The sequence below is a fragment of the Methylobacterium sp. J-088 genome (assembly GCF_022829295.1).
Lineage (GTDB): Bacteria > Pseudomonadota > Alphaproteobacteria > Rhizobiales > Beijerinckiaceae > Methylobacterium.
Window position 1 is genome coordinate 35,793 of the sequence record NZ_JAKSYH010000048.1, and the last position, 20,661, is coordinate 56,453.

The window sequence follows — 20,661 nt, forward strand, 5'->3', positions numbered from 1 at the left end:
GCCTTGTTCGCATGGTCGAAACCGGGCACCCGCGTCGGTTGGGAAAAGCCGCCGCCCGCTTTCCCCCCGCCGACCGTATCGTCTGCCAGAGGTTCGACCGACGTGCCGACCCTGTTCCGTTTCTTCGCCACCCTTGCGATCCTGGCGGGTCTCGTCTTTGCGGCGATGTTCGCGCTCGCGACCTTGATTCAGCCGACGCCGCGGGAGATGAGCGTGGCCATCCCCGCCTCGAAGCTGCAGCCCGGCAACCGTTGAGCGCGACGGAGGACGGCGGCAGCGGCGGGGCGTCCAGTACCGAAGTCGCCGATTATCTCGACATGCTGGCCGCCGAGCGCGGCGCCAGCGCCAATACCCTGGCCGCCTATCGGCGCGACCTGGATGATTATTTCGCCTACCTCGTCCGTTCCGGGATCGCCCGCGATGCCGTGAAGGCCGGCACGCTGCGCGCCTTCCTGGCTGATCTGGAGACGCGCGGTCTCAAGGCCTCGTCGGCGGCGCGGCGCCTGTCTTGCGTGCGCGGTTTCCACAAGTTTCTGTACGCCGAGGGCCTCGCCGAGGTCGATCCGAGCGTCGCAGTCTCGGGACCGCGCCAGGGCCGGACGCTGCCCAAGATCCTGTCGGTGGCCGAGGTCGATCGTCTCCTGGCCGTCGCGCAGGCGGCTGCCGGCGCCGAACAGGCGCCCGGCCGGGCCCGGCGGGCGCTCCGGATGATGTGCCTGCTCGAACTCCTCTACGCCACGGGTCTGCGCGTGTCCGAACTCGTTTCCCTGCCCCGGGCCGCGGGGGCGAGCCGCGAGCGATACCTGATCATCAAAGGCAAGGGCGGCCGCGAGCGCCTCGTGCCGCTCACCGATGCGGCCCGCGCCGCCATGGGGGCGCATCTTTCGGCGGTGCCGGAGGAAAGCCCATGGCTCTTCCCCGCCGACAGCGACAGCGGCCATCTGACTCGGCAGGCCTTTGCCCGTGACCTGAAGGCCGCAGCTTTGGAGGCCGGTTTGCGGCCGGACCGCGTGAGCCCGCACGTGCTGCGCCACGCCTTCGCCAGTCATCTGCTGCAGAACGGGGCCGATCTGCGCATCGTCCAGGAATTGCTCGGGCACGCCGATATCTCGACGACCCAGATCTACACCCACGTGCTCGATGAGCGCCTGAAGGCGATGGTACGGGATCTGCACCCGTTGATGGATGGCTGACGGCCTGTGCCGGAATGGCCGGTCACAACGGCATTTGCGGGAGGCCCAGACGGCCATGGGGGCGTTTCAGCGGAGGCAGCGATGTCCTGACGCAATGACGCGGCGCGTGCCCTAACGCTTGCGACGATTGTTCTTGTATGCCGAACTGCCTAAATGTGACGGATCGCCATACCGGTACGCGAGCCAGACTTTACCAGAGAGAGATCAATCCATGCCAGGCCCGACTGCTCTGCAGAGCGGCGCTGTGCCGAACCAGTCGGATCATGCAACCGTCGACCCGTCGGCGCAGCAGGAGCGGCAGAGGCTCGACAACCAGCTGTGCTTCGCGGTCTACGCCGCCGCACACGCCTTCGGCCGCGCCTATCGCAACCTTCTCGGCCGCTACGAGCTGACTTATCCACAATATCTCGTGCTGTTGGTGTTGTGGGAACAGGACGGTCTGTCGGTCAAGGAGATCGGCAACCGCCTCTTCCTCGATTCCGGCACGCTGACCCCGTTGCTGAAGCGCCTCGAAGCGTCGGGCCGCGTGCGTCGGGCCCGGGACCGGGTCGATGAGCGGCAGGTCAGCATTTTCCTGACTCCGGCCGGTGCCAAGCTGCGCGACGTCCTCGCCTGCATTCCCGACGATGCCGGCGGCTTGACCGGTCTCGACACCGAGGGCCGGAAGACCTTGCTTCACGATCTTGTGACGCTGCGGATGGGCCTCCAGGCCGGCGTCATCGGTGATTAGAGCGCTCTCCGGCGCGCGCGACACCGGTTCGGCTCGACAGAGCATGTCACAGCCAGAGTGCAGAGCCGCGCATGATGGCGGCGCGCTCGTTGACGGCTCTTAGCAGGCACGGAACGGGTTGGGGGCGGCCCTTCGGCCACCCCCGGGGTCACGGTCCGTCCGGACTGAACTTAGGACTGCGTCTTCAGGTAGGCGATCACGTCGCTGATCTTCTTGTCGTCCGGATAGCCCTGGAAGATCATCTTGGTGCCCGGCACCTTCGCCTTCGGGTTCTTCAGCCATTCATGCAGATTGGCCTCGTCCCAGGTGATGCCCGAATTCTTCAGGGCCGCCGAGTAGTTGTAGCCTTCGTAGGTGCCCGCCTTGCGGCCCACGACGCCCTTCAGGTCAGGGCCGACGCCATTCTTCTGAAAGTTGTGGCAGGCCTTGCAGGGGGCGAACGCCTTCTCGCCGGCAGCCGCGTCTCCGGCCTCCTGGGCCTGAACCGAGAGCGGAACCAGAACGGCAAGGACGGCGCCGAGAACGAGTGAACGCATGGATTTCCTCCTATTGGCCGCCGTCGCGGCAGCACTGTGGGCAGAATGCTCCTGCCTGGAATAGGTCTAATTGAAGTCACAGCCAAGGCGCAACGGTCCAGCCTGGCCCGACCGCCCGCCCGCCCGACCGCGACGGCGACCTGCGTAAGCCTCAACGGATCGTCGCGATCTCGGCTCGGTGCGGCACATCGAAGCCACGCCGCGCGCCGGCCCGGCGGCTGAGGCCGAGGCTGAGGCACCGTACGAAGGCCTCGTCGATCACGGGCCCGCTTGTCGCGTCGGTCGCCGGTCCTGTAAGCCTCACGATGCCGTGCAGACCGACGAACGCCCGCTCCCGATAAGCCTGACGCGCCTGCTCACCGCGACCCCGTCCGCGCGGCTGCCGCCCATGGAGCACGGGATGCCCGCGCAGGATGGCGCGTCCGCCCATGCCGCACTGGAATCCGCTCTGTTGCGGGGCTTCGTGTACGGCGTATCGGGCTTGGTCTGGTTCGTCGTGATGCTGCTGATCGTCCGCCATATCGGGGGTTAGGGTGGGGCTCCCCGGAGCCCTGTGGAAAGCCACGATCTACGCACGCGTCGTCCCGATCCACCAAGACTTGCCCGTTCAAATCCGCTATCGAGTGGCGATGCTGCGGCCAAGATTGTTCTTGGCCTGCGCGGCAGGCGCTCTGTGCGAGGAACCGGACCATGTCGCTGACCGGGCGCTTCTGGTTTCGAAAATCCTGGACGGGGCGGCTCGTGCTGCTGGTCGAGGAGGAGAAGCCCCGGTGGTTCGGCCGCGGCGCCGGCAAGCCGCGCTGGCGCAACGCCCGATTGCTCGATTTCGCGGAGCCCGAATTGCGACCGCTGATGCTGATGGAGAAGCATCATCGCGCAAACTCCGGATCCGCACAGGTGCGCACCCTGCGGCCGGTCCCGGTGCCCGCGGAGATACGCTCGGTCAACGGCTGAGCCGCGGTTTTGCGTGCGCTGGCCGGGCCGGATCACCACGTGAGCGCAGGGCCCCGCCCGGGGCCCGTTCTCGGAGGTGACGGGATCATGCCGCGCTATTTCTTTCACACGCAGATCGGCGACGACCTGATCAGCGATCCGACCGGCGTCGAGCTGCGCGACCCGGACGCGGCCTGGGACAAGGCACGCGACACGATCCGTGCGGCCCTGCGCGAGCGCGGGGACCAAGCCCGACTCCTGACCGCCTGCCTGATCGTCGCCGATGCGGCGGGCGACATCGTGTTGGAATTCCCGTTCAGCGAAGGCGTCGCGCTGCCGACAACGGACGATCCGATCCTGCACTGACAGCGGCGCGACGCGCTCAAGCGCCCTACATCGCGGCGAACGCCAGAGATCAGGATCTGCGCCACGATGGACACACCCCCGAACGACCTCGACGCGCATGCGCTCGGCCAGGCCGCGCCCGCCAAGGGCCTCGCCCGGGAGGCCTGCCCCTACGCCGAGGGCACGCAGGCCCGAACGCTCTGGCTCGCCGGCTATGACGCGGCGCTGGCGGACGGCGCCGAGCCCGTCACGGGCGGCATCGCCGAGCATCTGATAAACGGAGGGCGGTGATGGACGCCCGGACCGGAGCCCCTCCCGGCGCGGCCGCGCACCCGGCCCTGGACCGCAAGTCGGTCGGCGCCGTGGTGCTGGGCAACGCGCTCGAATTCTACGATTTCACGGTCTACGCCTTCTTCGCCAAATCCATCGGCGCGGCGTTCTTCCCGGCGACCGATCCGACCCACAGCCTGCTCGCGTCGCTGGCCTTGTTCGGCATCGGCTACGTCATGCGGCCGATCGGCGGGGCCCTGATCGGCGCCTTCGCGGACCGCGCCGGGCGCAAGCCCGCGATGCTGATCACGATCGGGCTGATGGCGCTCGGCATGCTGATGCTCGCCGTCTGCCCGTCCTACGCGGCGATCGGCGGCTGGGCGCAGGTGATCGTCATCGCGGGGCGGCTGATCCAGGGCCTGGCGCTCGGCGGCGAAGTCGGCCCGTCCACCGCCTACCTGCTGGAGGCCGCGCCGCCGGACAGGCGCGGCTTCGTGACGAGCTGGCAGATCGCCAGCCAGGGCTGCGCCGCCCTGTTCGCCGGGATCGTGGCCACCACCCTGGCGCTCGTCGTCGGCGATCAGGCGATGAACGATTGGGGCTGGCGGCTGATGTTCGTGCTCGGCCTCGGCGTCGTGCCGGTCGGCCTCATCATCCGCAGCCACCTGCCGGAGACGGCGGGCGTCGAGGCGGATCCAAACGCCGCCGACTCGACCCTCGCGGTGGTCGGCCGGCTCCTGCGCGACCACGGCCGGCTGCTCGGCGTGACCTTCCTGGTGATCTCCGCCTCGACCGTCTCGAACGCGATCGGCACGAACATGCCGGTCTATGCCGGCGCGACGCTCGGCCTGAGCGAGACCGCCGCGACCGCGGTGCCGATCGCGCTGGGGCTCGCCTCGGTTGTGTTCCCGCTGCTGGGTGGCTGGTTGGCCGACCGGATCGGCCGGCGTCCCGTGATGATCTGGCCGCGGGCGCTGATCCTGATCCTGGCGGTTCCGGCCTTCGCCTGGGTGGTGAAGGCGCCGAGCGCGGCCAGCGTCTACGCGGTGACGTTCCTGCTCTCGGCGCTCTCCTCCATCAACGCCGCCGCGGTGATCGTCGGCATCCCGGAGGCCCTGCCCCGGGCGGTGCGTAGCGCCGGCCTGTCGATCGTCTACGCGGTCTCGGTCTCGCTGTTCGGCGGCAGTACCAACTTCGTGGTGAACTGGCTGATCGCCACGACCGGGGAGCGGCTCGCGCCGGCTTACTACCTCGCGGCCTTCAGCCTCGTCGGGACGGTCGCAGCCTTCCTGATGCCGGAGACCCGCGGGCGCGACCTCGACGCGAACAGCGAAGCCTGACGGTCGTCTCCGCCGGCGCAACCCCTGCCGGCGCAACCCATGCCGGCGGAACAGGGCTGCGGCCGGTCCATGCCCCCACGGCGGGCCGCACCTGCGGTCGATGTGCGCTCGCGCACGGACCTCGCCATGGCCGCCCAGTTGCCGCACGACGGCGCTGGGTTGCGGCTCACGCCCGGCCTAGATCGCTTCCATGCCGACACCCCCTGAGACGCACCGCCCGCTGGTCCTCGCCGCGGTGATGGCGGCGATGTTCATGATCGCCATCGAGGCGACGATCGTCTCGACCGCGATGCCGCAGATCGCCGGTCAGCTCGGGGATCTCCACCTCTATGCCTGGGTGTTCGCATCCTTCCTGCTGACCCAGACGGCCACCACGGTGGTGTTCGGCAAGCTGTCCGACCTCTATGGGCGCCGGCCGGTCCTGCTGTTCGGCATCGCGGTGTTCCTCCTCGGCTCGCTGCTCTGCGGCTTGGCGTGGTCGATGCCCTCGCTGATCCTGTTCCGCCTCGTTCAGGGCGTCGGCGCCGGGGCGATCCAGCCGGTGAGCCTGACGGTGGTCGGGGATCTCTATTCGGCCCGGGAACGCGGCCGGGTCCAGGGCTATCTCGCCAGCGTCTGGGGCATCTCCTCGGTGGCCGGTCCGCTGGTCGGCGGGCTGATCATCGGCCATCTGAGCTGGCCCTGGATCTTCTGGATCAACCTGCCGATCGGTCTCATCGCGGCGGGCCTGTTCCTCCGGTACCTGCACGAGGGCGTCGAGCGCCGCAGCCGCCAGATCGACGTGATCGGCGCAGGCCTGTTCACCGCCGCCATCGCGGCGCTGATGATCGCGCTGACCCAGGCGGGCGAGTCGGCTGCGGCAGCGCTATGGCCGGGCATGGCCTTCGTGGTCGCCGCGCTCCTGTTCGTGCTGCAGGAGCGCCGCGCGCCCGACCCGATGCTCGACATCCGCCTGTGGATGCAGCGGCCGATCGCCACCGCCAACACCGCGACGCTCCTATCCGGCATGACGGTGATCGGGCTCACGGCCTTCCTGCCGATGTACGTCCAGGGCGTGCTGCAGCAATCGCCGCTGATCGCCGGCCTGACCCTGACCCTGATGGTGCTGGGCTGGCCGATCGGCGCGACGACGGCGGCGCGCAGCTTCGTCCGCTTCGGCCTGCGCCCGATCCTGCTGGTCGGCGCGGTTCTGCTGCCGCTCGGGGCCACCGCGTTCGTGGCCCTGGGCCCGTCGACCTCGCCCGCCGTGGCGGCTGCGGGCTCGATCGTGATGGGGCTGGGCATGGGCTTCCTGTCCACGGCCGCCATCGTGATCATCCAGGACAGCGTCGCCTGGGCGCAGCGCGGGGCCGCCACCGCCTCGAACATTTTTGCGCGCAACCTTGGCTCGACGCTCGGCGCCACTGCGCTGGGCGCCGTCCTGAACTACCGGCTGGCGCACCCGACGAGCGGGGCCACGGTCAGTTCGGACGAACTCCGGCGCCTGCTCGACGATCCGTCGAGCCTCGGCGCCGGCGGCGAGGCGATCCGGGCCGGACTGCAGCATGCGCTCCACGGGACGTTCTGGACGGTCTTCGCCGTTGCCGTGCTGACCCTGCTCCTGTCGCTCCTCGTCCCGCCCGTGGCGATCTCGGAGGGGCCGCGCGAACTCGCGGTGGAGTAGGCGTCGTTTCGAGGGGCCGCTGCGTTTGCGGCCGCCTCCGGGCGCGGTATGATCATGTCATGCCGTTGTTTCGCAGGAGCCGGCATGGCCGCGACCGAGAAGCGGACGTTCAGTCTGACCGCTGAGCGGGCCGCGTTCATCGATGCTCAAGTCAGGGCCGGCGCGTTTGCGAGCGCCAGCGAGGTTGTGCGGCCCGGGTTGCGCGCGCTTCAGGAGCGTGACGCTGCCGTCGCGTGCTGGCTCCGGGACGAAGTCGCCGCGACCTACGACGCGATGAAGGCACATCGCGAGCGCTTGATCTCGGCGGACGAGATGGCCGAGCGGATGCGTCAGCGTCACGAAGCACGGATGCGGGATGGCACGTGAGGCGGCGACGTATCGTCTACGCGCCCGCCGCGGGTGACGATCTCGACTGGATCGCCGCAATCGCGATGAAGTCGGAGAACCGGTTTCCCCTTCCGCGCCGCATGCATTAGCCTCCGATGATGCCCCTCGTTCCACCCCCGCGCCCCGCCGCCCCGCCCGCGACGGACATCCCGCCGACCAGCGTGCTCACGGCCAACCAGCCCGAATGGACGGTGGGCGACCTCGCGGGCGCTCTGAAGCGCACCCTCGAGGATGCGTTCGGCCATGTGCGCCTGCGCGGCGAAATCTCCGGCTATCGCGGCCAGCACGGCTCGGGCCACGCCTACTTTTCCTTGAAGGACGGGCAGGCGCGCATCGACGCGGTCGTCTGGAAGGGCGTGTTCGGGCGCCTGCGCCAGCGGCCCCAGGAGGGGCTGGAGGTGATCGCCACCGGGCGCATCACCACCTTCGCGGGCAAATCGTCGTACCAGATCGTGGTCGAGAGCCTGGAGCCGGCCGGCCTCGGCGCCTGGATGGCCCTGCTGGAGGAGCGCAAGAAGCAGCTTGCCGCCGAGGGGCTGTTCGCCCCCGAGCACAAGCGGGCGATCCCCTACCTGCCGCGCGTCGTCGGCGTCGTCACCTCGCCCACCGGTGCGGTGATCCGGGACATCCTCCACCGGCTGGAGGATCGCTTCCCGCGCCCCGTCCTGGTCTGGCCGGTGCGGGTGCAGGGCGACGGCGCGGCCGAGGAGGTCGCCGCCGCGATCCGCGGCTTCAACGCCCTGAAGCCCGGCGGCCCGATCCCGCGCCCGGACGTGCTGATCGTCGCCCGCGGCGGCGGCTCGATCGAGGATCTCTGGGCCTTCAACGAGGAATGCGTGGTCCGCGCCGCCTTCGAAAGCGCGATCCCGTTGATCTCGGCGGTGGGTCACGAGACCGACACCACGCTGATCGACTACGTGTCCGATCGCCGCGCCCCGACCCCGACCGGGGCCGCCGAGATGGCGGTGCCGGTCCGGGCCGACCTGATCGCTACGGTGGCGGACCTCTCCGCCCGGGCGATCGGCGCGGTCGGGCGGCGGATCGAGCGCGACCGGGTCGACCTGCGGGCGCTGGGGCGGGCGCTACCCAGTGCCGATGCCCTGCTGGCGGCCAAGCGCCAGCGGCTCGACCTCGCCGAGGCCCGCCTCGCCCCGGCCCTGGCCGCGGGCGCAAGCCGGCACCGGGCGCGGCTCCAGCTCCTGCTCGACCGGATGGCGCGGCGTTCGCCCGATGTGGCGCTGGCCAATGCCCGCGCCCGGTTGGCGCGGATCGATCACCGGCCGCTCCACGCCCTGCAAAACGACGTGCAGCGCAAGGGCGAGGCGCTGGTCCAGCTCGGGCGCCGCCTCGTCGTGGCCCGCGACGCGAGCCTGGAGCGGGCCCGCGCCCTGCAGGCACGCCGCACCGACCGGCTGCTCGCCCTGTCCGACCGCTTGACCCAGGCCGGTGCGCGCGGGATCGAGCGGCGCCGTGATCGGCTGGAGGGTCTGGCCGGGCTCCTCGGCTCGCTCAGCTACCACGCCGTGCTCGAGCGGGGTTACGTGCTGGTCCGAGACGCCGCCGGCCTGCCGATGCGCCGCGCCGCCGAGGCCGCCGCCGCCACGCGCCTCAGTCTGCAGTTCTCGGACGGGACCGTCGCGGCCGTGCCGGATGTCGGGCAGGATCCGGATGGGGCGGCCAAGCGCCGGGCCAGCGCGCGACCGTCCCCGGCTTCTGCTCGCGCGGCTGAGCGGCGCAGCGCGAAGCCGGCCAGCCCGGTGCGGCAGGGCTCGCTGTTCGACGCCTGACAGGGTGGCGGGTTGAAGGATTGCATCGCTGCAATCCGCCTCGTTGTCACGTCGCCCCATTCGCGAAGACGGCAGCGTCCAGACCGGTGATTTAGATACGGCGCAATAACGACTTTGGAGGCGCGCATATTCGCATTGCAACACTGTAAACGATGGTACGGCCACCGTCGCCGAATGAAGCGCGGGTCCCCTCTCCCGAGCGGGAGAGGGACAGGGTGAGGGTCGAGAACGTTCCGAACGAGGCGCGACCCATCGGGGCGTCGATCACGTGCTTTGTCCTGAGCGTTCTCATCCCTCACCCCAACCCTCTCCCGCTCGGGAGAGGGGGCCGGTCGCGCTTGCCGATCCTGTCGACAGACGGTGGTTGCGTATCGTGGCATCGCAATCGAGCATGGCTCCGGGCCTTTGTCGTGATGCTCTTCTTGCAGCGCCCGTTCAGTCCGGCTCCGGCCCGACCCGGTAATGGTAGCGGTATAACTCGCGCTCGAATCCGAGGCTGCGATACAGCGACCGCGCCGGGGTGTTCTCCGCAACGACCTGCAGACAGGCGGCCTCGGCCCCCTGGGCCCGGCTCCAGCGGAGCAACGCCCCAACGGCGCGCCGGGCATGGCCACGGCCGCGCAGGGGCGCGGGGGTCGCCACGGATTCGATCACCAGCAACCCGCGGTCGAGGACCCCGAAGGCGATCGCCCCGATCCCGCCCTCCGCGGCCGTGCTTGAGAAAACCCGCGGCAGCATCAGGGCCGCGACCGTGTCGCGAAACACCTGGGCGGCCGCGGCGTCCGCTTGGTTCACCGCGTCGCGAAGCGCCAGCCAGTCCGCGCCGGGCGCCGTCGCGACGGTGACGGACGGGTCGAGCGCGTCCGGCACGCCGTCGAGGGGGCGGTACAGCGTGCAGGTCTCATCCACGACCGCGTAGTCGCCGTGTCCGAGGAGCGGCTCCATCTGCGGCGCGATGGCCGGAACCCGGAAGATCGGGCGCTGGCCGAGGCTGCGGTAGAGCGCGCGGGCCGCCGCGATGGCGGGCTCGGGGGCGCCGCTTCCGCGCATCGGATTGACCGAGTTCTGCCGCTTCGACCGCCCGCCCGCGGCGCGCAGTAGATAGCCCTCCACCAGGATCTGGCGCGGGCTCGGCCAGGCGTTGAGGCAGGCCTCCTCCACGCGCCAGGCCAGGTCGAGATCGACGATCATCATGTCCTCCGGGGGCGGTGATCCCATGCCGCGGGAACGCGGACAACGGACGTGCGGCCAAGAGTTTTGCCGTGCGGCGTCGCGTCCGCTTGAAGCATTCCAGGCCCGCGCGATGTCTTCGCGATGTCCGAACCTGAATGCCTGTTCTGCCTGCACTTTCTCGGCGGGTCTGCCCAAAGTTGGGCGCGACTTGCCGAGGCGCTCGACGGCGTCGTGACGTGCGTGCCCATAGACTTGCCGGGCTTCGGGGTGGAAGCCGGCAAGACCGGGTTCTCGGTCGACGCAATGGCCGATCACGTAGCGGAGGCCATCCGCGCCCGCGCACCTGCTTCCTACGGGATCGCGGGGCACAGCATGGGCGCCAAGGTGGCGCTGGCCCTGGCGCGCCGCTCCGAGGACGGGGCGCCGGGGCTTGCCGGGCTCACCGACCTGATCCTGGTGTCCGGCTCGCCGCCGAGCCCCGAGCCGATCCCGGAGGAGCGCCGCGCCCGGATGCGGGCCTGGATCGACGCGGATCCCGAGACGCGGGCGCGGGAGGCCAGGGCCTTCGTGCGCGAGAATGTCGGGACCGCCCTGGATCGCGCGACCGAGGACGCGGCGGTGGCCGATGTGCTCCGGGCCGCGCCGGAAGCCTGGAAGGCCTGGCTCGAGTCCGGCGCCCGCGAGGATTGGGGCCGCCGCATCGGCGTTCTGCCCACGCCTGCCCTGATCCTGGCGGGTTCGGAAGATGCCGATCTCGGCGCGGACGCGCAGGAGGCGCTGATGGCGCCCCATCTCGCGCGGCATCGCCGCGTGACCGTCGCGGGCGTCGGCCATCTCCTGCCGCTGGAGCGCCCCGACCTCCTGGCCGGGTTGGTGCGCGAGCATTTCGCCACGCGGGCCGCGGCGCCGGTCGCCGGCCCGCCCGAGGTTCCGCCCGCCTACGCGGCGCTGATCGCCTCGGAGCGGGTCAACAGCCGCCTGCGCGAAGCGCTGAACACCCGCGCCGAGCCGGACGATCCCGCCTACCGGCCGGAGGCTGTCGACCCGGTGGAACTCGCGATCCTGCGCGCCGCCCTCGCCCGGGTCCTGCCCGAGCCCGGCCTCGACCTCGCCGCACGGATCGACCGCCGCCTCGCCTCCGGACAGGGCGACGGCTGGCGCTTCGCGGCCCTGCCCGCCGACCCGGACGCCTATCGGGCTGCGTTGCGGACCCTCGACGCCGCCGCACGCGCGGCTCACGGCCGCCCGTTCGTGGCCCTCGACACCGACAACCAGGACGCGCTGCTGACGCTCTGCCAGCGGGGCGAACTGACGGTTCCGGACACGCTCGGCGGCCGGCTCGACGCCGACCGGATGCGCTTCTGGTTCGAGGACCTGCGCGGCGACGCGGCCCGGCTCTGGCTCGGCCACCCGGCGGCCCTGGCGCGGATCGGTTTCTCGGGGATCGGCGCCGGCGGCGACCGGCCGGATGCGATCGCCACGGACCTGCCCGGCTTCCACGCGGTCGGGCTCGACACGCCCGAAGCCTGGGAACCACGACCGTCACACGGGGAGACTGTACGATGAACGTCGCGGGGATGCGGACCTACCGCGAGGATGACGTCGTCGATGCGGTGATCGTCGGCACCGGGGCGGGCGGCGCGCCGCTCCTCGCCCGCCTCGCCGCGGCGGGCCTGAAGGTCGTGGCCCTGGAGGCCGGACCGAACTTCACGCCGGAGCGCTTCGCCTTCGACGAGACCCTGGCGGACGAGATCTACTGGACGGATGAGCGCCTCAGCGGCGGCTCGACGCCGGAGGCCTTCGGCGGCAACAACAGCGGCACCGGGGTGGGCGGCTCGACGCTGCACTGGGGCGCTTTCGTGCCCCGGGCCGATGCCCGCGACCTGCGGCTCCACACGGAGACCGGCGAGGGCGTCGACTGGCCCCTCGGCTACGACGACCTGCTGCCGTTTTATGAGCGCGTGGAGCGGTTCCTCGGCGTTTCGGGGGCGCAGAGCTATCCGTGGGATGCCGACCGGCGCTATCCCCTGCCCCCGGTGCCGCGCAACGGCCCCGCGCAGATCATGGCGCAGGCCTGCGAAGCCCGGGGCATCCGCTGGGCCGACGCGCCCGCGGCCGTGGTCTCCCGGGACTTCCAGTCGGAGGACGGACCCCACCGCGGCGCCTGCATCAATTGCGGCTACTGCCACCAGGGCTGCCGCAACGGCGCCAAGGCCAGCATGGACGTCACCTACCTGCCGATGGCGCTGGCCCGCGGCGCGGAGATCCGGGCCGAGGCCTTCGTGCACGGCCTGGAGCGCGGCACGGACGGGCGCATCACCGCCGTGGTCTACCGGCAGGACGGCCAGGACCGGCGCCAGCGCTGCGCCACGGTCTTCCTCTGCGCCGGCGCGGTCGAGACGCCGCGGCTGCTGCTGCATTGCGGCCTCGCCAATTCGAGCGACCAGATCGGCCGGAACTACATGGGCCATGTGGCGACGCAGGTCTGGGGCACCTTCCCGCACGCGGTGCGGATGAACCGCGGTTACCCCTCGTCGCTCATCACCGAGGACTTCATCCGCGCGGGCTCGGATTTCGCCGGCGGCTACCTGATTCAGAGCCTCGGCGTCGTGCCGGTGACCTTCGGCAACGCTGTGGCGCGCGGGCGCGGTTTGTGGGGCAAGCCGCTCCTCGACTATCTCGACCGCTACAACAATCTCGCCGGTATCGGCATCAACGGCGAGACCCTGCCCTGCGACGCCAACGTGCTGACGCTGGCGGACGAGACCGACGCGCGTGGGATGCGCAAGCCCCAGATCAGCTTCGGCTACGGCACCAACGAGAAAAGCCTCAACGCCCACGCCACGCGGGTCATGCGCGACCTGTGGGAACAAGCCGGCGCCGACGACATCTGGGTGCTGGAGCGCGTCGCCCACACGCTGGGCACCTGCCGGATGGGCCGCGACGGGTCGAGCGCCGTGGTCGACCCGCAGGGCCGCAGCTTCGACATCGACAATTTGTGGATCTGCGACGGCTCGACCTTTCCGAGTTCTCTCGCGGCGAACCCGGCGCTGACCATCATGGCGCTGAGCCTGCGCACCGCAGAGGCGTTTTTGGGCGGTGCAGGGCGGAGCTGAGGTCCGGCCTGCGCGGCGGTGGACCGGCGGCAGCGGGAAACGCCCGAGACGGGCGCCCCGTCGGTCTACGCGGCCCGCACCGTCGCGAGGAAGCGAGCGACCTCAGCCGTGAGGTGTTCGGACTGGCGCGAGAGTTCGGAAGCGGCCCCGAGGACCTGGCTCGCCGCTGCCCCCGTCTCCTCGCCCGCATGCGCCACGCCCGCGACATTGCTCGTCACCGCGCCGGTGCCCTGCGCCGCCTGGGTGACGTTGCGCACGATCTCCTGGGTCGCCGATCCCTGTTGCTCCACCGCCGCGGCGATCGTGGTCGCCACGTCGCTGAGATCCTGGATCCGTGCGGTGATCGCTCCGATCGCCACCACTGCCTGGCCGGTCGAGGCCTGGATCCGCGTGATCTGCCCGGAGATCTCGTCGGTCGCCCTGGCGGTCTGCTCGGCGAGCGCCTTGACCTCCGAAGCCACCACCGCGAATCCCCGGCCCGCCTCGCCGGCCCGCGCCGCCTCGATCGTGGCGTTGAGCGCAAGAAGGTTGGTCTGGCTCGCGATCGAGGCGATCAGGCCGACCACGTCGCCGATGCGCGTGACCGCCCCGCTCAGCTCCTGCACCAGCGCGGTGGTCCGATCGGCCTCCGAAGCCGTTGCCGTCGCGAGTTCCGCGGAGCCCTGCACCTGCCGGCCGATCTCCTGAACCGAGGAGCCCAGTTCCTCGGCGGCGGCCGCCACGGTGCCGACGTTGCTGGCCGCCTCCTCGGCGGCGGCCGCGACCGTGGTCGACTGGTCGGCGGTCTGGGCTGCGGTGGCGCTCATGGTCTGGGCTGTGGCCTGCAACTCCGTAGCCGAGGCCGAGACGAGGCCGATGATGCCGCCGACCGCCCGCTCGAAGCCATCGGCCAGTTGCCGCATGACGGTCCTGCGCTGGTCCTCGGCGGCCAACCGTGCCTGAGCGGTCTCGGCCTCCAGGGCCCGGGTGCGGATCAGGTTGTCCTTGAACAGCTGCACGGCCGCCGCCATCGCGCCGATCTCGTCCCGGCGGTTCAAGCCCGGGATCCGGACGTCCAGATCGCCGGCGCCGAGCCTGGACATCGTCCCCTGCATGGCGCCGAGCGGCCGGACGACGCGGAACTGCGTGATCGCCAAGCCGCCCAGGACCACGAGCAATGCCGCCCCGATGACGGCCGACATCGACGTCATGACCCGCCGCGCCCGCTCGACCGCGGCTTCCGTCGCGGCCACGACCTGATCCATCGCACGCGTCGCGACGGTCAGCTCGGGATCGGCGAACCCGGCCGCCTGCAAACCGATCTCCCGCATCGTCGCATCGACTTCCAAGCGGATCTTGGCGAGCCGCTCGATAGCGGTCCGGGCCTCCCCGGTGCTCGCCTTGAGGCTGGAGAGGCTGTTGCTTCGCTCGAATCGAAGGGCCTGCAATGCGTTCAAGACAGCCTTGTCGGCGACGGCATCGCGCTTGGCGATCTCCGACGCGGTCACAACCTCCCAGGCATGCCACGCCCGCGCCGCGACATCGGCGATGAGCGCGAGGCCGAGGAACCCGACGACCGCAAAGAGATACGTCCGGAGCGAAACATGGGGCCGCGCATGCTCCGTATTTCCTGTCGCCTACAGATCGATCTTCCAGAGGTATGCGAGCAAGGGCATGATTTTCCGCGCGCAGACTCGGAGTCTCCGAATATGACGACACGATTAACATCTTCGCCATGTGTCGTGAACCGGTCTGCATTGCGGTGCGCGCCGCTTTCCGCCGGAGCCGATTGGGTTTCTCTGTCTGTTACACTACGTTCCCAGATCGGATCGACTTGCCTTGATCGAACGGGAGGCCGTTCGTTGCGCGTCCCAAGCAGCCTCGACGCGTCCGTCGTGGCTTCGCCGGACGGGTCGCCTCAGCCCGCCGCTCCGCGCAGATCGGCGAGCGAGCGCCGCTGGCGGCCCTCCGCGTCGAAATTCGCGGGATCGAGCCACGCTTCGAAACCGGCACGGACCTTCGGCCAGTCCGCGTCGGTGATCGAGAACCACGCGGTGTCGCGCGAGCGGCCCTTCACCACGGTGGCATTCCGGAAGATGCCCTCGAAGGTGAAGCCCAGGCGCAGGGCCGCCGCACGGGACGGGGCGTTGAGGCTGTCGCACTTCCACTCGTAGCGGCGGTAGCCGAGCGCGTCGAAGGCGCGGGTCATCATCAGAGCCATGGCCTCGGTCGAGGCTGGGGTACGCTGCAGGCCCGGCCCGAAATGCAGGTGCCCGACCTCGATCACGCCGTTGGCCGCGTCGATCCTGAGATACGAGGCGATGCCTAAGGGCTCGCCGCTCTCGCGGTCGAGGATCGCATGGAACAGCGGATCCCGGCTCGCCGCCCGGGCTTCGAGACGCTCGCGGAACGCTGCCTCGCTCTCGGACATCGCGTCGGGGAGATAAGTCCACGTCCGCCGATCGGGCGCTGCGCTGTAGGCTGCGAACAGACCGGCCGCGTGGGCCTCGGCGTCGAGGGGCACGACCCGGCAGGTGCGGCCCTCCATCGGCGTCCGGGGCGGGTGCGGACGCGGCGTCCAGTCCGGCAAAGCCGGCCCGATCGGCTGGCCGAACTCGTCGACGCGCGCGCTCATGGCCGGCTCCGCTCGGCGACCAGTTCGGCGAGTTCCGCCTCGCCCGCGGCCTGGAATCCTGCGATCACGCCGGCCCGGTCGGGCTCCGGCCTGTTCTGGCTCATCTTCCACTTCCCCTCGATACGCGTGATCGGGATCTCGACGCCGATCAGCGCCTGAACCTGCGCCGCCACGAACGGCTCCGGCGCGTCGGACACCGCCCAGGGCTCGGCGCGCGACCCCTCCCGGAGCGCCGTGAGATCGGCGATCTGGCGCCGCAGCCATGCCGCATCCGCGATCACGCGCGGGCGGCCCCAGGCATGGACGGTGGCGTAGTTCCAGGTCGGGACGACGCGGCCATGAACCCGCTTGCTCGCGTACCAGCTCGGGGTGACGTAGCCCTGCGGCCCCTGGAACACCACGAGGCATTCGGCGACCGCAGCCAGATCCACGCCCTGCGGGTTGGCGCGCGCGAGATGCGCACGCAGGATCCCGTGCGCGCCGCCTTCGTCGAGGAGGAACGGGATCGGGTTGGCGGTCAGGCCCCCCGGCCCGGCGGTGATCAGGAGGCCGAGCGGATAGGCGCGGATCAGCGCCTGCTGGGCCTCCCGAGCATCGTCCCTGAAATGTGGCGGCTGGTACACGGGCCTCGTCCTGTCGGATCACACAGACGCGTCGTTTGCCCGGGGTGCTTGACGGTTTGGTGGACCAGAGGAAAGGTCCAATTCCTGAAATGCGACTGGACCACGTGCCGGGATGTCCAGAGCTCCGCTTCCGCTGCCCGTCAGCCTCGACCCCGCGAACCCGCTGCCGCTCCACGCGCAGCTTCGGGAGGCGTTGCGTCGGGCGATCCTCGACCGCCGGCTGCCGCGCGGGGCCCGGCTTCCGGCCTCGCGCGTGCTGGCCGCCGATCTCGCCTGCGCCCGCGGCACGGTGGTGCTCGCCCTCGAACAGCTTGTCGCCGAAGGCTACCTGACGGCCCGCCCCGGCTCGGCCACGCGCGTCGCCGCGACCCTGCCGGACGATTCGGTGCCGTCGGCGGTCCGACCCGTGGGCGCGTCGGTCGCCCCGGTGCCCAACCTGTCGCGCCGGGGTGCCGGCCTCACCGCGACGCCGCGGCAGCGGTACATGGCGGGATCCACCGCGCCCGACGCCTTCGCGTTGGGCCGTCCGGCACCCGATGCCTTCCCGTACGCGGTCTGGGCGCGCCTGCTCCAGGCCGAATGGCGCCACGGACCGGTCGAGCCGCCGGATCCCCGCGGCTCGCCGGCGTTGCGCGGCGCCATCGCGGCCTATCTGGCGCAGGCACGGGGCGTCGTCTGCGAGGCCGACGACGTGATCGTCACGGCCGGTATCCGGCAGAGCCTGCGGCTGCTCGCAGAGCTGCTGCTCGATCCCGGGGAGACCGCCCTGGTGGAGGAGCCGGGATTTCCCGGGATCGCCCAGGCGCTCGCCAACGCGGGCCTGCGGCCGGTGCCGATCCCGGTCGGACCGGGCGGGTTGTCCGCGTCCCGCGCGGCCCTCCTGGCGCCCGGCGCGCGGCTCGCCGTGGTGACGCCGGCCCACCATTACCCCCTCGGCCACACGATGAGCCTGGAGAACCGCCTCGACCTCCTGGCCTGGGCGGATTCGGTCTCGGGCTGGATCGTCGAGGACGATTACGACGGCGCCTACCGGTATGCCGGCCGTCCGCTCGCGCCGTTGCGCGCCCTCGATCGGTCGGGCCGGGTCATCTACGTGGGCAGCTTCTCCAAGCTCCTGCTGCCGGCCCTCGGCCTGAGCTACCTCGTCCTTCCCCGGGGGCTGGTGGCCCCGGTGAATCAGGCGCTCGCCGAGATCGGCCCCGCCCCGCCCGGGATCGGCCAGTGGGCGCTCGCGCGCTTCATCGAGGACGGGCACCTCGCCGGCCATCTGCGCCGGACCCGCCGCCTCTACGCCCTGCGCCAGGAGGCCCTGGTGGAGGCCGCCGCGACATTCGCCGCGGACGTGATCGCGGTCGACCCGATGGAGGGCGGGATGCACCTCATCGCGCGGCCGGGGCCGGTCTGGGGACCCAGCCTCACCGATGCCGCCGCGGCGGCAGCCCTCGGCCGGGCCGGGATCTCCGCGGTGGCGCTCTCGGCCTATCACGCGGGGGTGCCGGAGCCCGGGCTGCTGCTCGGCTACGCCGCCGTGCCCGACCGGGCGATCGCGCCGGCGGTGCGGCGCCTGGCGGAGACGCTGCGCCAGATGCTGTGAGACGGAGCCCGTTCAGGACACGATCGCGCCGGTTTCGGCGAACCGGGCCAGCCGCGCGACGAGGGGCGCGACCATCACGCGATCCAGCTGCCGCAGCAGACCGCTCCGCGCATGCGCGACGTTCGCCTCGGTCTGCTCCCGCGCCCGGCGGTGCCAGGCCGGGCGGTCCGCCTTGCAGTCTGTCCAGGCCCGCTCGATCGCGCGAAACACCTGCGGCAGGCGTTCGATCGGGTCGCTGATCGGGTCGTAGCCGTGGTCGATCAGGTCTTCGAAGGTGTGGAAGCCCAGTTCGGAGAGCCGCGCCACGGCGCGCGGGGCGCCGACCATCACGAAGGGCAGACCGGTCGCGGCGGCCTTCAGGGATTTCTCGGTGATCCGCTCCACGCCCGGTTCGAAGAAGTCGGTCTCCGAGATCACCGTCAGGTCGCAATCGGCGTAGGCGCGCGTGTCCAGGGTCATCACCATGTCGGTGCCCCGGTCGGCGTCGATCCGCTGGGCCCGGCGGGGGATCCAGGTCGCCATATCGGCCAGCAGCGGGCCGAAGGCGGCCTCGATCTCCGGCGGCCTGTGAAACACGTCGATGCCGCCCGCCTTCGGGTTGTCGGTGCCGATACCGTGGAAGGAGATCACACCGTCGCGGTCCAGGCCGTTGAGCTGGAACCAGCGGTAGAGCAGCACCCGGTGCCAGCGCAGGGCCGCGTTCTGGCACAGGAAGCGCGCCGGACCCGCGCCCCGCGCGAACGGTGCATAGCCGGTGCGATCGAGCGGGTGCTGCGGGAAAAGGCGCGGGCCCGCCTCCGCGTCGAGCCAGAGGGCGACCTGGAGCGGGAAGAACTCGAACGTCCAGAACCGCAAACCCTCGCCGTGGAGCCGCTCGTACTCCAGCCGCAACAGGTGGTTCTGGGACACGAGCACGACCCGGTCGCGGGGGATGCCGAGGCCGTCGAGGTTGCGGTGGAGCGCCTCGAAGGTCGGGGCGTGCAGGCCCGGGCCCTCGTTCGAGAGATCGAGCAGCAGCGCCGCGCGCCCGGTGCGCAGAGTCTCGACATCGCCGGGGGTGAGGAGATCGAGCCGCCCGTTGGCCTCGGGGAAACCCAGGCGGACGAAATCGAGCACCGGCAGGCAGAGGACGTGGCGCGCCGCGCCCGGATCGACTGTCACGGTGACCGGCTTGCCCATCCAGCCGAGCGCGGCCGGCAGGAAATGGCCGGCCTCGCCCCGGGGAACGAGCAGGATCTCGGAGGAGGATTGGCTCATCGGCACGCCCGGACGGCCCACAACCGGGCCGCGCGAAGCCGGATAAAGACTCCGCGCGCAGGCGTCGAGGTCAGGCCGGGACCGGCTCCGCGGCGCGCACCGGAGTCGGCCCGGCGCGGTAGGCGGCCGAGGCTTCCGCGGTGCGCCAGCAGGCGACGTCGTGGCCGGCGGCGATCGCGGCGACCGGCGGCATCTCCCGGCGGCAGCGCTCCTCCGCCAGGAAGCAGCGCGGCGCGAAGGGGCAGCCCGGCGGGCGGTTCGCGAGATCCGGCGGGCTGCCCGGGATGGTCTCCAACCGGGAGCCCTTGGCGAGCGCTCCTTCCGCGCGGCTGCGCAGGAGGCCAATCGTGTAGGGGTGGTGCGGGTTCAGCACCACCTGATGGGCGGTGCCGGTCTCGACGATCTTGCCCGCGTACATCACGGCGATCCGGTCGGCGACCTCGACCGCCGCGCCGAGATCGTGCGTGACGATCACGATCGACAGGCCGAGATCGCGCTGGAGTTCGCGGAGCAGCAGCAGCACCTGGATCTGGACCGTGGCGTCGAGCGCCGTGGTGGGCTCGTCGGCCAGCAGCACCTGCGGGTGGCAGGACAGCGCCAGCGCGATCATGGCCCGCTGGCGCATGCCGCCCGACATCTCGTGCGGGTAGTTGTCGAGCCGCCGCTCCGGGCTCGGGATCCGGACGCGCTCGAACAGGGCCAGCGCCCGCTTGCGGGCCTCGTCCTTGGAGATCGTCTCGTGCCGCCGGATCGCCTCGGTGATCTGCTGGCCGACCGTATAGACCGGGTCGAAGGCGAGCAGAGGCTCCTGGAAGATCATCGAGACGTCGCCGCCGCGGAAATCGGCGAGCTGGCGCTTGGTCAGCGCCTGCACGTCCTTGCCGGCGGCCAGGATCCCGCCCTCGATCCGGCTGCGCCCCTCCGGGAACAGGCGCAGGATCGCCCGCAGGGTCACACTCTTGCCGGAGCCGGATTCGCCGATGAGCGCCAGGGCCTGACCGCGCTCGACGGTCAGGTCGACGCCGTCGACGACCTGCACCTTGCCGAAGGCGACGCGCAGGTCCTTGAGCGCGACGGCGGGTTCTGAAGAGGACATCGGT

General features: G+C 71.1%; 21 protein-coding genes. 14 read left to right on the plus strand and 7 right to left on the minus strand.

Annotated features, from left to right (window positions below; genetic code table 11):
- The first annotated feature begins 102 nt into the window (after positions 1-102).
- The 3 genes from MKK63_RS05160 (at position 103) to MKK63_RS05170 (ending at position 1,923) form a co-directional block, all read left to right on the plus strand.
- Positions 103-255, plus strand: coding sequence for a histidine kinase (locus tag MKK63_RS05160; protein ID WP_243999323.1), 153 nt, complete (start codon positions 103-105; stop codon positions 253-255).
- Positions 252-1,193 (plus strand): site-specific tyrosine recombinase XerD, encoded by a 942-nt coding sequence (locus MKK63_RS05165; protein WP_279574514.1) that lies wholly within the window; start codon positions 252-254, stop codon positions 1,191-1,193. The genes MKK63_RS05160 and MKK63_RS05165 overlap by 4 nt, the downstream gene beginning before the upstream one ends.
- 211 nt (positions 1,194-1,404) lie before the next feature.
- Positions 1,405-1,923 carry a MarR family winged helix-turn-helix transcriptional regulator gene (locus MKK63_RS05170; protein WP_243999325.1) on the plus strand — a complete coding sequence of 173 codons (519 nt, stop codon included), beginning with the start codon at positions 1,405-1,407 and terminating at the stop codon, positions 1,921-1,923.
- Positions 1,924-2,093: 170 nt separating this feature from the next.
- On the opposite strand, the gene MKK63_RS05175 is transcribed toward MKK63_RS05170, so the two are convergent.
- Positions 2,094-2,459: a c-type cytochrome gene (locus MKK63_RS05175; protein WP_243999327.1), complete on the minus strand. Its 366-nt coding sequence runs from the start codon at positions 2,457-2,459 to the stop codon at positions 2,094-2,096.
- 310 nt (positions 2,460-2,769) lie between these two features.
- Between MKK63_RS05175 and MKK63_RS05180 the strand changes: the two genes are divergently transcribed.
- The 8 genes from MKK63_RS05180 (at position 2,770) to xseA (ending at position 9,184) form a co-directional block, all read left to right on the plus strand.
- Positions 2,770-2,991 (plus strand): hypothetical protein, encoded by a 222-nt coding sequence (locus tag MKK63_RS05180; RefSeq protein WP_243999330.1) that lies wholly within the window; start codon positions 2,770-2,772, stop codon positions 2,989-2,991.
- Between the two features lie 158 nt (positions 2,992-3,149).
- Positions 3,150-3,413 carry a hypothetical protein gene (locus MKK63_RS05185; RefSeq protein WP_243999332.1) on the plus strand — a complete coding sequence of 88 codons (264 nt, stop codon included), beginning with the start codon at positions 3,150-3,152 and terminating at the stop codon, positions 3,411-3,413.
- A gap of 87 nt (positions 3,414-3,500) precedes the next feature.
- Positions 3,501-3,758, plus strand: coding sequence for a DUF6894 family protein (locus MKK63_RS05190; RefSeq protein ID WP_243999334.1), 258 nt, complete (start codon positions 3,501-3,503; stop codon positions 3,756-3,758).
- 66 nt (positions 3,759-3,824) lie between these two features.
- The gene (locus MKK63_RS05195; RefSeq protein WP_243999335.1) at positions 3,825-4,028 is read left to right on the plus strand and encodes an Rmf/CrpP family protein; all 204 of its coding nucleotides are present in this window, start codon (positions 3,825-3,827) and stop codon (positions 4,026-4,028) included.
- Positions 4,028-5,347 (plus strand): MFS transporter, encoded by a 1,320-nt coding sequence (locus MKK63_RS05200; protein ID WP_243999337.1) that lies wholly within the window; start codon positions 4,028-4,030, stop codon positions 5,345-5,347. The genes MKK63_RS05195 and MKK63_RS05200 overlap by 1 nt, the downstream gene beginning before the upstream one ends.
- Before the next feature lie 190 nt (positions 5,348-5,537).
- The gene (locus MKK63_RS05205; protein WP_243999340.1) at positions 5,538-7,010 is read left to right on the plus strand and encodes an MDR family MFS transporter; all 1,473 of its coding nucleotides are present in this window, start codon (positions 5,538-5,540) and stop codon (positions 7,008-7,010) included.
- 84 nt (positions 7,011-7,094) lie between these two features.
- Positions 7,095-7,376: a type II toxin-antitoxin system ParD family antitoxin gene (locus MKK63_RS05210; protein WP_243999342.1), complete on the plus strand. Its 282-nt coding sequence runs from the start codon at positions 7,095-7,097 to the stop codon at positions 7,374-7,376.
- A 119-nt stretch (positions 7,377-7,495) separates the two neighbouring features.
- On the plus strand, positions 7,496-9,184 hold the full coding sequence (gene xseA, locus MKK63_RS05215; protein WP_243999401.1) for an exodeoxyribonuclease VII large subunit: 1,689 nt from the start codon (positions 7,496-7,498) through the stop codon (positions 9,182-9,184).
- 435 nt (positions 9,185-9,619) lie between these two features.
- Here xseA and MKK63_RS05220 read toward each other — a convergent pair whose 3' ends face one another.
- Complete coding sequence (locus MKK63_RS05220; RefSeq protein ID WP_243999344.1) at positions 9,620-10,378, minus strand: GNAT family N-acetyltransferase; 759 nt, start codon at positions 10,376-10,378, stop codon at positions 9,620-9,622.
- Between the two features lie 120 nt (positions 10,379-10,498).
- On the opposite strand from MKK63_RS05220, the gene MKK63_RS05225 reads away from it, so the two are divergent.
- The gene (locus tag MKK63_RS05225) at positions 10,499-11,923 is read left to right on the plus strand and encodes an alpha/beta hydrolase (protein ID WP_243999346.1); all 1,425 of its coding nucleotides are present in this window, start codon (positions 10,499-10,501) and stop codon (positions 11,921-11,923) included.
- Positions 11,920-13,473 carry a GMC family oxidoreductase gene (locus MKK63_RS05230; RefSeq protein WP_243999348.1) on the plus strand — a complete coding sequence of 518 codons (1,554 nt, stop codon included), beginning with the start codon at positions 11,920-11,922 and terminating at the stop codon, positions 13,471-13,473. Before MKK63_RS05225 ends, MKK63_RS05230 begins: the two co-directional genes overlap by 4 nt.
- Positions 13,474-13,538: 65 nt before the next feature.
- On the opposite strand, the gene MKK63_RS05235 is transcribed toward MKK63_RS05230, so the two are convergent.
- From MKK63_RS05235 to MKK63_RS05245, 3 genes are all read right to left on the minus strand, one after another.
- On the minus strand, positions 13,539-14,960 hold the full coding sequence (locus tag MKK63_RS05235) for a methyl-accepting chemotaxis protein (protein WP_243999350.1): 1,422 nt from the start codon (positions 14,958-14,960) through the stop codon (positions 13,539-13,541).
- A 410-nt stretch (positions 14,961-15,370) separates the two neighbouring features.
- Complete coding sequence (locus MKK63_RS05240) at positions 15,371-16,087, minus strand: GNAT family N-acetyltransferase (RefSeq protein ID WP_243999352.1); 717 nt, start codon at positions 16,085-16,087, stop codon at positions 15,371-15,373.
- Positions 16,084-16,710, minus strand: a complete 627-nt coding sequence (locus MKK63_RS05245) for an FMN-binding negative transcriptional regulator (protein WP_243999354.1) — start codon at positions 16,708-16,710, stop codon at positions 16,084-16,086. The genes MKK63_RS05240 and MKK63_RS05245 overlap by 4 nt, the downstream gene beginning before the upstream one ends.
- A 112-nt stretch (positions 16,711-16,822) precedes the next feature.
- Here MKK63_RS05245 and MKK63_RS05250 point away from each other — a divergent pair, with 112 nt between their 5' ends.
- Positions 16,823-18,304: a PLP-dependent aminotransferase family protein gene (locus tag MKK63_RS05250; RefSeq protein WP_243999356.1), complete on the plus strand. Its 1,482-nt coding sequence runs from the start codon at positions 16,823-16,825 to the stop codon at positions 18,302-18,304.
- 12 nt (positions 18,305-18,316) lie between these two features.
- Here MKK63_RS05250 and MKK63_RS05255 read toward each other — a convergent pair whose 3' ends face one another.
- On the minus strand, positions 18,317-19,561 hold the full coding sequence (locus MKK63_RS05255; RefSeq protein ID WP_243999358.1) for a hypothetical protein: 1,245 nt from the start codon (positions 19,559-19,561) through the stop codon (positions 18,317-18,319).
- A 70-nt stretch (positions 19,562-19,631) separates the two neighbouring features.
- Entirely contained in the window at positions 19,632-20,657 is a 1,026-nt protein-coding gene (locus MKK63_RS05260; protein ID WP_243999360.1) for an ABC transporter ATP-binding protein, read from the minus strand.
- Between the last annotated feature and the right edge of the window lie 4 nt (positions 20,658-20,661).